Source organism: Citrobacter sp. ABFQG (assembly GCF_004322975.1).
Lineage (GTDB): Bacteria > Pseudomonadota > Gammaproteobacteria > Enterobacterales > Enterobacteriaceae > Citrobacter > Citrobacter freundii.
In genome coordinates, this window is sequence record NZ_CP036435.1 from 218,863 (window position 1) to 231,037 (window position 12,175).

Annotated in this window: 13 protein-coding genes; 4 read left to right on the forward strand and 9 right to left on the reverse strand. The window is 48.1% G+C overall.

The annotated features are described in order from the left end of the window. Nucleotides 1–305: 305 nt before the first annotated feature. From WN16_RS01090 to WN16_RS01105, 4 genes are all read right to left on the reverse strand, one after another. Nucleotides 306–2,996 (reverse strand): TOPRIM and DUF927 domain-containing protein, encoded by a 2,691-nt coding sequence (locus WN16_RS01090; RefSeq protein WP_045325322.1) that lies wholly within the window; start codon nucleotides 2,994–2,996, stop codon nucleotides 306–308. Between the two features lie 240 nt (nucleotides 2,997–3,236). Further along, complete coding sequence (locus WN16_RS01095) at nucleotides 3,237–3,443, reverse strand: hypothetical protein (RefSeq protein ID WP_019077819.1); 207 nt, start codon at nucleotides 3,441–3,443, stop codon at nucleotides 3,237–3,239. After that, a complete protein-coding gene (locus tag WN16_RS01100) occupies nucleotides 3,440–3,634 on the reverse strand; it encodes a hypothetical protein (RefSeq protein ID WP_019077820.1) in 195 nt (64 codons plus the stop codon). Before WN16_RS01100 ends, WN16_RS01095 begins: the two co-directional genes overlap by 4 nt. Further along, complete coding sequence (locus WN16_RS01105) at nucleotides 3,627–3,818, reverse strand: host cell division inhibitor Icd-like protein (protein ID WP_019077821.1); 192 nt, start codon at nucleotides 3,816–3,818, stop codon at nucleotides 3,627–3,629. The genes WN16_RS01100 and WN16_RS01105 overlap by 8 nt, the downstream gene beginning before the upstream one ends. A gap of 142 nt (nucleotides 3,819–3,960) precedes the next feature. Between WN16_RS01105 and WN16_RS01110 the strand changes: the two genes are divergently transcribed. Next, complete coding sequence (locus WN16_RS01110; protein ID WP_019077822.1) at nucleotides 3,961–4,164, forward strand: hypothetical protein; 204 nt, start codon at nucleotides 3,961–3,963, stop codon at nucleotides 4,162–4,164. Nucleotides 4,165–4,990: 826 nt separating this feature from the next. On the opposite strand, the gene WN16_RS24465 is transcribed toward WN16_RS01110, so the two are convergent. The 4 genes from WN16_RS24465 to WN16_RS01140 form a co-directional block, all read right to left on the reverse strand. After that, complete coding sequence (locus WN16_RS24465) at nucleotides 4,991–5,683, reverse strand: hypothetical protein (protein ID WP_019077823.1); 693 nt, start codon at nucleotides 5,681–5,683, stop codon at nucleotides 4,991–4,993. Between the two features lie 20 nt (nucleotides 5,684–5,703). After that, entirely contained in the window at nucleotides 5,704–5,988 is a 285-nt protein-coding gene (locus WN16_RS01130; protein WP_019077824.1) for an AlpA family phage regulatory protein, read from the reverse strand. 620 nt (nucleotides 5,989–6,608) lie between these two features. After that, nucleotides 6,609–7,259 (reverse strand): hypothetical protein, encoded by a 651-nt coding sequence (locus WN16_RS01135; protein ID WP_019077825.1) that lies wholly within the window; start codon nucleotides 7,257–7,259, stop codon nucleotides 6,609–6,611. Next, nucleotides 7,259–8,479 (reverse strand): site-specific integrase, encoded by a 1,221-nt coding sequence (locus WN16_RS01140; protein WP_045325326.1) that lies wholly within the window; start codon nucleotides 8,477–8,479, stop codon nucleotides 7,259–7,261. Before WN16_RS01140 ends, WN16_RS01135 begins: the two co-directional genes overlap by 1 nt. A gap of 273 nt (nucleotides 8,480–8,752) precedes the next feature. Between WN16_RS01140 and yhdJ the strand changes: the two genes are divergently transcribed. Then, nucleotides 8,753–9,637, forward strand: a complete 885-nt coding sequence (gene yhdJ, locus WN16_RS01145) for an adenine-specific DNA-methyltransferase (RefSeq protein WP_016151075.1) — start codon at nucleotides 8,753–8,755, stop codon at nucleotides 9,635–9,637. Between the two features lie 82 nt (nucleotides 9,638–9,719). Then, a complete protein-coding gene (locus WN16_RS01150) occupies nucleotides 9,720–9,884 on the forward strand; it encodes a DUF2556 family protein (protein WP_003025279.1) in 165 nt (54 codons plus the stop codon). 45 nt (nucleotides 9,885–9,929) lie between these two features. On the opposite strand, the gene envR is transcribed toward WN16_RS01150, so the two are convergent. Next, nucleotides 9,930–10,586, reverse strand: coding sequence for an acrEF/envCD operon transcriptional regulator (envR, locus tag WN16_RS01155; protein ID WP_003025283.1), 657 nt, complete (start codon nucleotides 10,584–10,586; stop codon nucleotides 9,930–9,932). A gap of 419 nt (nucleotides 10,587–11,005) precedes the next feature. Between envR and WN16_RS01160 the strand changes: the two genes are divergently transcribed. Beyond that, nucleotides 11,006–12,166: an efflux RND transporter periplasmic adaptor subunit gene (locus WN16_RS01160; protein WP_044701352.1), complete on the forward strand. Its 1,161-nt coding sequence runs from the start codon at nucleotides 11,006–11,008 to the stop codon at nucleotides 12,164–12,166. The last annotated feature ends 9 nt before the right edge of the window (nucleotides 12,167–12,175 follow it).

Consider the following 12,175-nt stretch of genomic DNA (forward strand, 5'->3'; position numbering starts at 1 on the left):
AGTTCAGTTGGTTCAATTTGTAAAGATTATTGTTTTTAAAGGCATTATTTTCATTAAGTGAACTAACAAAGCCCCTTTTTGAACCAACAAATGCTATTTTTATGTTGGTTCAGTGGCAAATATTTACAGGCCAGCCAGAAAAGGGGGTTGGTTCAATAGCGGAACATGTTGGTTCAAAATAGCCGTTTGTTGGTTCAGTGTTGGTTCAATTATTAGACATAAACCCTATGTAAAACAGTAACATGAATGTAATTAACAATCATTGAACCAACTGAACCAACAATAACAATCCTCACATGTGTATTTTATTCCGCCCCTTCTTCTGCAACTTGTTGAAGTACATAAACGTTGATTTGGCGCCCATCAATTCGCGGTGATTTCTGTTGATATCCTCTCCCACTTGATGGCTCAGAGAGCAAACCGGCAGCGGCAAGCGCACGGGCAAACTGCCTAGCATTAAATCCCTGCGCTATCTCCTTCTCAAACGTTGCAGGGAATGTATAGAACACCATGGGCGCATCATCATGGTTGCTCTTACGCTTACGATACCCGGCAAGATTACTGATTGGCAGGCTTGCAGGATCATAAGGCAAAGGGGCGAACCGGCTCAGACCATAAGCATTAAGAAACGCCTCGCACTGCTCGATGATCTGCTGGTGCTCTTTATTTCCCGTTCCGAACTCTTTCACCCAGGCATTAAAGCTATGCTGGATAGCATCACGGCTGGCCTGTTCATCCCATCCGGTGATTGATGCACCAGTCACCAGCGCAGCTTCAAGGATTGCAAAGCGTTCTGCCACGCGGTGCACCTGCTCGCCATAATCAGCCGGAATGAGTCCGCGCCAGCGCGTCTGGGCGTCATGTACGGCCTGTTTAGCTTCCTTCTGGTGAGCCGCCAACCATTTAACCCACTCTCGGCCCGCTGCACCGTGATTTTCAATCCATGCCTGCTTCAGTGCATCAGCATGAGCCTTGCCGTTCTGCAGGCCATGAAAGGCCGTCGATTTCTCCATAGGGATATTCAGCAGGCGAACCAACTGGCCTGCCTTAACTTTTAGCCCACCAGCAGAAAGAAACGTCTCGATATCCATTTCCCCGGTACTGATTGCTACAGTGCGCCAACGTTTCAACTCCCGATTGCCGCCCTCTTTGGCTCCCTGCAGCTTTCCAGCACCGTTAAACAAGGTGTATGCCGAAGTGGCAACGTCTTTGGCGCTGCTCCCCTGCCCCACTTCATCCAGCGGTAACAGACTGTCGTTATGCGCCTCCGCTTCGTTAGCGATACCAAGCGCAGTACCGTACCACGTTAGGCGCAGAGCATCCGGCTCTCCCCACAGACTGCTCGCAATATTAGCTGTAGTGGTCTTACCGGCGCTCGACTGCTCGAACAAGTGGACACCGAAACCATCAGCACCCACCAGCCCAATAAGCGGCGCGGATAATGCCGCCGCCACTCCCAGCATCATTGATGGGTTGCCACCGGCCAGATAAGCCACTGAATCCCGCCAGCCCTCAGCCGTACCAGAAACGGCATAACCGGAAGATGCAGCGCTGCGACCATTAAAGAGAATGGGTGTCTCTGGATCACCAATAACTTCGCCATCAGGCATGATATATGCCCCATTATGCCAGCCAGTGGTATGAGTGATAATCCATTCCTGACCAGATCCACACTGCTGCAGCCAATCGGCCAGAATGGCACGAAAGGTGTTTTTAGTGGTCACGTTAACCCCTCCAGCTTTAAGTGAGCGCCATCCCTCACGCTCTCCAACATCAGCGCAAGGGATCGCCCTGGTAATATCTTCGTGGCCACGCGGCGAACGCCAGCGCAAAACAAGATAGCGTTCTGCCCCGTCACTACCTGAACCAACTACCTCAAGAGGCGAACAAAGCCACGCTTCGTTATTGATGATTTCTCCGCTGTCCTTGTCCACCTTTGGCGTAATCCAGTACAAGCCATCGTTACGGCTCTCCACGCGTGGTTTCAGTTCGTCACCTTGCAGAGCTGATTTTTGCTCTTTTTTACCGCCGTCAATAGACTTAAGTTTTACCACCACCTTTTCGCCCTCCGGCTGGTACATCGAATCATTAAATGCTGCTGCGGCTGCTTCCAGCCCGTGTTGCTGGTGAAAATCATTCCAGTCGGCCTTTTCCTCAGACTGAGGTAAAGCTACCCAGCCAGAGACAGCTTTAGCGGTTTTTTCTGCGGCTGATTTACCCGTGTTTGGTTCGCCAGGCTTAATATCGTTATCTGCGGCGATGATGATCTGCGCATCCGGGTAACGCTGTCGCATCACCTGCGCAACTGACAGCAAATTCCCGGCGTCAATCGCTGTGATAATTGTCGCATCTGGGCGAAACTGCTGAACCGAAAGCGCCGTTGCCAGTCCTTCGGCGATAATCACCGTCTCCGGCGTTTCACCGGAATTAACCACGCAAAAAGAGCCTTTCTTTACCGTTCCGGCCACCAGCCGCTTACTGCCATCTGGCTTAATCACCTGTGCGCCTGTCGTCGCGCCAGCACCGTTTTTCAGCACCAGCAGCAGCGACCCATCGGACAGCATCGGGAAGGGGCATTGAAGCCCCTTTGATGTAAGGTAAGCAGACTGCCCCGGAGAGGCTTTAGCGGTCAGCGCCGCAACTTTCCCGGCGATATCCGTCTGAGGCTTCTCTCTGGCTGGCTTCGGTTCCGGTGTCCGGGTATCACCACCCAGCACAGAGGATACTTTCTGCGCCGCAGCGGTTATGGTAATGCCCTGAGATCTGGCAATGAGATCCAGACCGTCGCCGTGATTTGGCTCGTCACACTGGCGACAATGCCACTCGCCGCCGCCGTGGTCGTCAATGTAGTGAAATCGGTCAGATCCACCACAGATGGCGCATGGGCCGTGACGGCCTTTCGGCGGAACAGTCACCCCGCACTGAGGAAGTAGGCTTTCCCAGCTTCCGGCAGCTTGGCGCTTAACTTCACGGATAATCTCAATTGCGCGGCTCATTGCTGTTCCTCCCTAATGCCATTGCGAGGAAAGACGGTATAGCAACCGTAAATGTCGATAATCTCGTTTCCGCGGCTGAGCCAGTGAGATATTTCTCCCGAATCGGGATGGAACACAGCCACAGACTCGGGGGCAAACTTTAGGGCAAAGGTGATGTGACTCTGCCCTTCTGCAGTCAGTTCACAAAACAGCGGCAATTTGAACTCTCCGCGCTTCCCGTGCCGCGCATCGCTTACAAAGTCATTTTGCACTGGAAGCCTCCCGCGCTTTCTGTAGACGATCTTTGGACTCATGCACCAGGCTGAAAATGGCGGCCACACAGTTAGATTCGTGTTCATCACCTTCGCCGAGGGAGTCCATCCAGATTTCCAGCATAGCCAGAGCCTGATTGCTGTATGCCAGTGCGTCTTCGGCGTGCATCAGGACTTCAAAAGGAACCTGTCTCATTTTGTCTCTCCCATGCGCAGCTCGGCGATTAATGCCCGGTGAATTTCCTGGTTAAAATCACACGCAATAGAAATCAGATTCAGCAGCGTTTCTGAACATTCAGCAGAGGCCTTCTCCAGAATGGTTTCGTAAAGTGATGAAGCCAGCGCTGATTTATATTCGGCCTGCTCCAGACAGATTGGCTCACGCATAGCGAACCTCCTGAACTGGTAGACGGCCAGCGAATACCATCACGCAGCCAGCCGGTGATTGCTCACGGGCTTCGCGTTCGGTGGTAGCTGTGATGTGAATGACGTTGCGACCGATAGCGCTCAGTGCGAGAAAACGCCAGATGTAGGACTTCCGCCCTTGCGGGTGTGTGATATGATCTTTCATAGCTGCCTCGTTATCTAAGCTAACGGTGGTGGTTAGCCCTCGTTCGGTACTGGTAATACCGTTCGGGGGCGTTGTATTTTTAGAGATGCACATGTTAGTGTGTACACCTAACGAGATTAACGATAGATCTATAGGTGTACACATGTCAACAGAAAAAGAGATTATTGTCCGTGATAGCCAGCCTCGCGGTGCGGGTAAATCTCCACCTTTCCATATGCGCATTAGCCCTGAACTAAAAGCGCAGCTTGAAGCAGAAGCGGATCGAGATGGCACCAGCCTTGCTAATTGGTTGAAAGAACTTGCCCGCCGTGAGCTCATCACAAGAGGCATCGAGCCAAAAGGCTGAACAGGATTACTCCCCGTAATGCTGTTTACTGCCGGGTTCTCGGTAGTTTGTCGGTAGACCACCAGCCAAAGGGTAGGATTTGAAATCCCACCCTTTCTCTTTTCCTGAACAGGGCTAATTTCGTTAGCGCTGTGAGGCACTGCCGAAATCAGAGCCTCCCCTCTTAAAGAGGGTTTGTTATCCGACTCGCTCAGAGACAGCTGGTTAACCTCGTAATTTTGAGTTACTACCCTCTCGTAAGCCAAATCTGGATTACGGTGCAAAACTGTACGTTGTTGATTTACCTCGTAGAGCAAAAATGCGCTGCCATTGCAGCTACCGAAGAAATTCGTCGAAACCTCAACTGCATATTGTTGATTTTCCTTGATACATCCTCTAAAGATGATTGCCGAACCTAAGCAGTGTTGATGTTCAGGCGAACCCGAATACTTTTCGTGTTTGTTGCCAGCCGATTCTAACGATTCGTTATAATCAAGTTCCTTCAATGGGTTGCAATGTCCGTACGTTAAACGTACGCGGTTGTTTAAACTCGGCATATCACCGAGTTTGGTTTGCGCGTGCGAATTTCGTCGGCTCAAATTCTGCGCAACCCTGATTGAGTTATGCAAATCGCTTGCGGCTGCCTCATCATGATTTGAGCACCCCCAAACGGGGGAGCGCAGATTTTGAACTCCAGCTCGGATTTTGAATCCCTGGTGATAATTTGACCTCGCCAAAACGGGCGAGTGCAAAGTTTGACCACCAGCGGCAAGCCTGGTAATCTGGCGATGTTTCAGTAAAGCGGTATTGCACTGGCGGCCCGGCATGGCCGCCTTTGTTTTGCCGGTCATACAATAGCCTCCACTTTCAGCCCGCCAGCGGTATACCCCTGAACCCGAACACCATCGACGCGATGACGCTTTTTCGTCAGAAAGCGGATGTGATCTGCGTAGACGTACTGCCATTTACCATCGAGTGCCACACGTTTAAACCACGGATGAGGCTTAGATATGATCTGGACAACTGGCGCGGAAGCCTTGCAGGGCGCGGGTTCTGCTGTGCATACCCCCTTATCGTTACCCGTTACTCTATACAGCCAGTAACTTGCCAGCTTCCCGGTCAATTTACGGGTGCGCACGGGGATATAACCCGCCTCACGCATCGCCTTACCAAAAGTGGCATCGTCCGGGTAATACTGGCGGCGTAGTTCCGTAGATACTGAAACGGCAAAGCTGCGTTTAGTCGGGTATTCCTGCCACTGGCCGACAAATTCAAAAGGAAGACCATTAACCCTTCCTTTGGTCTTGTCCTTGCCGCTTATCCCTACATCATGGTCTGCCTCATGCACGGACACGCCGGAACGCAGCCACACCAGCCCGTTACCGTTGTGGCGCAACCCCAGATCGGCAAGCGTAAATTCACCGCGATTAATGGGCGACCAGTCACCGGAAATAACCTGTTTACGGTTCGCTGAAATATCGTGCTGGCTGGCTACAGGGTGAGCGAATCCCTGCCCGTGGAGGGCATTAATCTTTTTCATCTCAGATTACCTGTGGTTAATTAAGCAGATTTACGGCTGTATGGGTTATTGACGTTCTCTACTGCTGGCGGATTACGAACCCACCAGAGCACATCCGAAAGAAGCCAAGCACAGCTATTGCGGCCAAAGTGACAGCGCGGAGGGAAGCGCCCCTGCTGCTCCATCTTCCAGCGGCTGGAACGGGAAAGACTGGTGATCTCGCTGCATTCATCTTCACGGATTCGGCGATCAAACTTAAAGCCGTACTCTTCTAAAAGGGTGCGGCGCTGTTCAGGATTTGGCGGGGTAAAGGTTATATTTTGCATGCTGCCTCCACTGTTTCAATGTTATGCGAAGAGATTAGTGGATAAACGACCAGCATTTCCATTGATTCTGGAATCCTTTAAAAGAACACGCAATTCCATTGAAAGATAGAAATTCCATCAAGATAACGCTCCCCTGTTTAAAACAGTTTCCACAGTAATTTCAACGGCTGTCTCGAGAGAAAAAATCATGAATTTCAATAACTCGCCGAAGATCACCGTTCTTTAACGATTTGATTCACCTTGGATTGTTCATAACAAAGATGAACAATGATGAACGCTGATGAACAGTGATGAATAACCATGAACAAAGATGGAAAAAGTTAGCAAGTAATGACCTAGTAGGGACCGTGGATGGAGCTAGGTATTGTTAGGTGCTGTCGGGTGCCGTTACGTGTCATAACGTGTCATTACGTGTCGTTGAATGCTGTTGAATGCTGTTGAATGCTGTTGAATGCTGTTGAATGCTGTTGAATGCTGTTGAATGTAACGGTAATACACATCAAATATAACAATTGAATCTCCTTGGCGATCATAGAATCGCCAAAAGCTCCAACAAATATAATTAATTAGTATTTTCACATGAAATATAAATAATACCTACTAACACTGCAAAACAATATTCATTCCGTATAATAAATCGAATTTAATGCCTTTCGAATTTTCTCATATATTGCTGATTTAGATAATCCAGTTTTAGATATACCTTCCTCATCAGCTAATTTATATAGTTCGTTTAAAATAGCCGAGATGCTTGGTTTTTTAGAGGTGCCAAACGAATGGCCTATCTTATGTGCTATAAGCTTGACCAGCATCCCCATTAATTTATCATTATATTCCTTTTCATCTTCTTTACGATGCAAGCCGCGTTTGCTGCTTTTCAATGCAATTCCGACCTGTAAAAGCTCATCCCCTCCCATAGCATAAAGATGCTCTTTTCCTTTGTTTTGATTAGCAATTATAGCCACCGCCGCAAGGCATCTGTCCTTTATGGGTTGTGGTGTAATATCTTCATCAATAAGAGGATATGCCAGAGCAAACATATAGTCTGCGGGATAGGCTGTTGAGTTTCCACCTCGAAATAATTTAGATGCTGATAACCATCTACTCAGTTGTCGATAGTATATATTGTAAGCTTCAACTTTCGCTTCAGGGATATCAGCAGTTTTAACTGTCGGATCTACCCCACACATAAGTAGTGCAAGTTGTTTAATATTTAGCTCCGGGGCTTTGGCTTCTCGCTCGAAAATACCCAATTTTAGAAAACTAGTCATTATTCAGCCTTATTCAACAAAACAATGTTAGTGAATCCACCTGATAAAATATCAAGTCTGTCATACCATTTATTCAGCGCATCCAGTTTCTCAGGCAAATACAGACTACGGTTATAAATCGCCATGACTCCCGGCATTGAGTGCCCCAACAACTGTTCGACAACGTGTGGTGCTATACCCATATTATTCATATGCGTTGCTAAAGTTCGTCTTAGATCGTGCAGTGTCCATGGTTCAGAATGCCCCAGCTTTTTATAAACGCCGCGGCCCCACTGACTTACCGCTTCACTGCCTTTAACCGACCCAAGCAAAAGGCCGGATCGTTTCGTTTCATCATGCAGTATTTCAATGAATTTGCGCATGGCATCCGGCACAGGTCTTACAATCTTCTCGCCGCCCTTGCTGTGCTCTTTGGGAACTGTCCAGACCCAGGCATCCATATCCCATTCACTCCACTCTGATAGCCTGGCCTCCTGCGTTCGGCACCCAAACACCATTAGGATTGTCAGTAGCCTGGTGTAGTAAGGCATGAAGCAAGTGCCAGAGGAAATGGCAGCCCATAAATCGCCAGCCTCTTTATCGTTTAATACCCGGTCTTTTTTTGCCTGTTTTTTACCGACATCTGGAATTGTTAAATCTTCAAGCGCGGTACTCACAGCATAGCGACGAACCCGGCAGAATTTCAGGGCTTGTTTGCACATCTGGAACACATAACCTGCGGCGACTGGAGTTTTCTTTTTCATCCTGTCAAAGCAGTCAAGCCAGTATCGTGTTTCACAGTCAGCGAGCGCCATTTTCCCTATATAAGGATAAATGTGTTTTCGCAGCTCCGCTTTGTGCCGTTCAACATTCGCGCGGTTCTCTTCTGCATATTCGCGTATCCAGTATTCTATAGCTTCCTTAACAGTGACCGGTTTAAGCGTTTCCTGAGTGGCCAGCGCCAACTGGTGCTTTGGATCTTTACCTGAGGCCAGCCATTGGCGGCATTTATCACGCGAAGAACGGGCTTCTTTGAGGCTCATATCCGGGTATCGTCCCAGAGTAAGACGATGCAGCTTCTGCCCGTCGAGTCGGTAAGTAAACACCCAGCTAATACCACCAGCTTTCGTTACCTTGGCGCTCAGCCCGGCACCATCAGCATAGAACTCAATCTTACTGGCCGGGATACCATGTAATCCCTTTAACTTCCTGTCGCTCAGTTTGTTAAGTTCGCCAGCCATAGACCACCCAGCCCAAAGTGTTTATACAAATGTTTATACAGAATTGCTTGCATAATAGCATAAACAAAGAAAAACACTGGAACAATATACAGGCATGAATTTATACAACACATTGATTATTATATGAATATTAAAATCATCTAAAAGCATGAAAACAGCTAATATGACAGTACGGCATGAACTGATACTAATCAGTTAAATGTTTGTTTTAAAAGGCGCTACTCGGCATGGGGAAGCGCCTTTTTTATTAACTTCACACGGGAGGCTTTGGCGATGAACGCAAGATGTGAACCTGTCTATTTTGGCGATGAATCTAAAAAGATAATCCTGGGTGATGCACTGACCGAACTGAAAAAGCTGTCTTCTGAAAGCATCGATCTCATTTTTGCCGATCCACCTTATAACATCGGTAAAGATTTTGACGGGATGGTGGAGTCCTGGGATGAAGAGGCTTTTCTGGCGTGGCTGTTTGAGTGCATTGACGAGTGCCATCGCATTCTCAAACCGCACGGCACCATGTACATCATGAACAGTACGGAGAACATGCCGTATATTGACCTCAAATGCCGCCAGCTCTTTACTATCAAGAGCCGTATCGTGTGGTCATACGATAGCTCAGGGGTACAGGCCAAAAATTACTTTGGTTCGATGTATGAACCGATCCTGATGATGGTAAAAGATCAGAAAAACTACACATTTAATCGTGACGATATTCTGGTTGAAGCCAAAACCGGGGCTCAACGCGCGCTAATAGACTACAGAAAAAACCCACCGCAGCCATACAATCAGAAAAAAGTGCCGGGAAATGTCTGGGAGTTCCCACGCGTTCGCTATCTGATGGACGAATACGAAAACCACCCCACCCAGAAACCCAAAGCCCTCCTGGAGCGTATAATTCTGGCATCCTCGAACCCAGATGACAGGGTACTGGATCCGTTTGCCGGCAGCTTCACCACCGGTGCCACCGCCGTGGAATTGGGTCGCAAGTTTGTCGGGATTGAGATCAATGTTGAATACGTAAAAATGGGGCTCAGAAGACTGAGTATCGGTTCTCATTTTTCAGAAATTGAGCTTGCCAAGGTGAAAAAACGTAAGACAAAAAACCTGTCTAAAAAGAGTCGATTGACGGCAAAGAGCGGCGATCTTTCAACAAAGTAAAGGCATTGTAAGTCTGCTTTTCAGGTTACAGATTTCGTGTATATTCCCTGCACGCTTGGGCATGAATACACAGGGTTTGGTAATGATTCGCAAGTATTGGTGGCTGGTTGTTTTTGCAGTATTCGTTTTTCTTTTTGATGCGCTGCTCATCCAATGGATAGAGCTGATGACAACAGAGCACGATAAGTGCCGGAATATGAACTCAGTGAATCCCCTTAAGCTGGTCAACTGCGTCGACCTCGAATAGCGCCACCAACCCCACTTCAGCAGCCGTCAGGCCTGGCGGCTAAAACTACCCCACCTGACTCTCACTCTGCGCTAATTGCCTTACGCTACCATCTGGGCTTAACATTTTTAATACATTATCAACTAATACTGGCGCTTGTTTATAAAGATCATAACTCATTGGATTAATGAGCCAGTTTTTAACAATGCCACTAAAACTCCCATGAAGAATAATTATTATAACGTCTAAATCAAGGCTGGTTGCGATAAGTCCGTCGTCCATACATTTTTGCAAGGCAATGCGCATACCCAGATGATTGATACCAATTTTTTCACGAATAGCCTGTTCCGATATCATATCGTTATGGAATTCACATTTATGATATAAAATTTGCATTAATGCCTGCTGGCGAGGATTCTGCGCAATATATTGCAACCCCACAACTAACTTTTCACGCAGTCGCTGTAAAGGATTATCTCCCCAACGGCCAATAAGCTGGTCCTGAATAAGATCGCGCAATGGCGGTTGTTGTAACCATAGTTCATTAAACAATTGCGTCTTGTTTTCAAAATGCCAATACAGCGCCCCCCGCGTCACGCTGGCGGCATCTGCAATGTCGTTTAGCGTCGTATTGCTTACGCCACGTGCGGCAAACTGTACAATCGCTGTTTCTATCAGGTGCTGCCGCGTTTTGAGGGCATCAGCTTTCGTTTTTCTGGCCATGGTTTCAGCTGTTTGAGGTAAGGGTAAGGTAGAGAATGATTAACTTTCTTATCTAATATTTGCTAAACGCAATAAATGTATCACTTAGCATTTATTTAAACGAGCCCTAAAAAATATTATTACTGACTTTGCACACAAATAAACAAAACAAATACCAACAATAAATACATTCATAAACCAAATGCTTATTTCAATTTGTGTTTATACGCATCATAGTATTGCTATTAACACCTCAATGAAACAACAGTCGATTAATCTCTTTTTGCTTTTACGTGCCGTGAATCGCACCCATAAATAAGTATTACTTACATCGCTAGCTAATAATTTGTAGGATAGCCAACTATTATTTTCTCTTGTGCACGTTATTGCCCCTGCGTTACCCGGTTAATAACGAGCGTTCGGTTTTTTAAGGAATTGAAATGACGAAAAATGCCAGGTTTTCACTCCTGCCCTCATTCATCATCGTCTCCGCTGCATTACTCGCCGGTTGTAACGATCAGGGAGAAGCACAAGCTCATCCCGCAGAACCGCAGGTGACTGTCCATGTCGTCGAAAAGGCTCCTTTAGCCGTAACGACCGAATTACCCGGGCGCACAACGGCATTCCGAATTGCAGAAGTCCGTCCCCAGGTCAGCGGGATAGTGCTTAAACGGAATTTCACTGAGGGAAGCGATATTGAAGCCGGACAGTCGCTTTATCAGATCGATCCCGCGACTTACCAGGCCGACTATGACAGCGCCAAAGGTGAACTGGCGAAGAGTGAAGCGGCGGCTGCAATCGCGCATTTAACGGTAAAACGCTATGTGCCATTGGTTGGCACCAAGTACATCAGTCAGCAAGAGTACGATCAGGCAATTGCTGATGCTCGCCAGGCCGATGCCTCCGTGATCGCGGCAAAAGCGGCGGTCGAAGGCGCGCGTATCAATCTGGCCTACACAAAAGTGACATCGCCGATTAGCGGACGCATCGGTAAATCTAACGTCACCGAAGGCGCATTAGTCACGAATGGCCAGGCTACAGAGCTTGCTACCGTTCAACAACTCGATCCCATTTACGTCGACGTAACACAGTCCAGTAACGACTTTATGCGCCTCAAACAGTCTGTTGAACAAGGGAGTCTGCATAAAGACAGCACCAGCAGTACGGTCGAACTGGTGATGGAAAATGGTCAGTCATACCCGCTAAAAGGCTCTTTGCAGTTTTCTGATGTGACGGTTGATGAAAGCACCGGATCAATCACCCTCAGAGCCGTGTTCCCTAACCCACAGCATACGCTGTTGCCGGGCATGTTTGTGCGCGCACGCATTGATGAAGGTGTTCAGCCAAATGCCATTCTCGTTCCGCAGCAGGGGGTAACACGTACGCCTCGCGGCGATGCCACCGTAATGGTCGTCAATGACAAGAGTCAGGTTGAGTCTCGCGCAGTCGTTGCTGCACAAGCCATTGGCGACAAATGGCTTATCAGCGAAGGCCTGCAACCGGGTGACAAAGTTATCGTGAGCGGCTTACAGAAAGCACGTCCAGGCGTTCAGGTTAAAGCAACCGCCGATACCGAAACTCCTGCCGCGAAAGCCCAATAAGGTAACCGG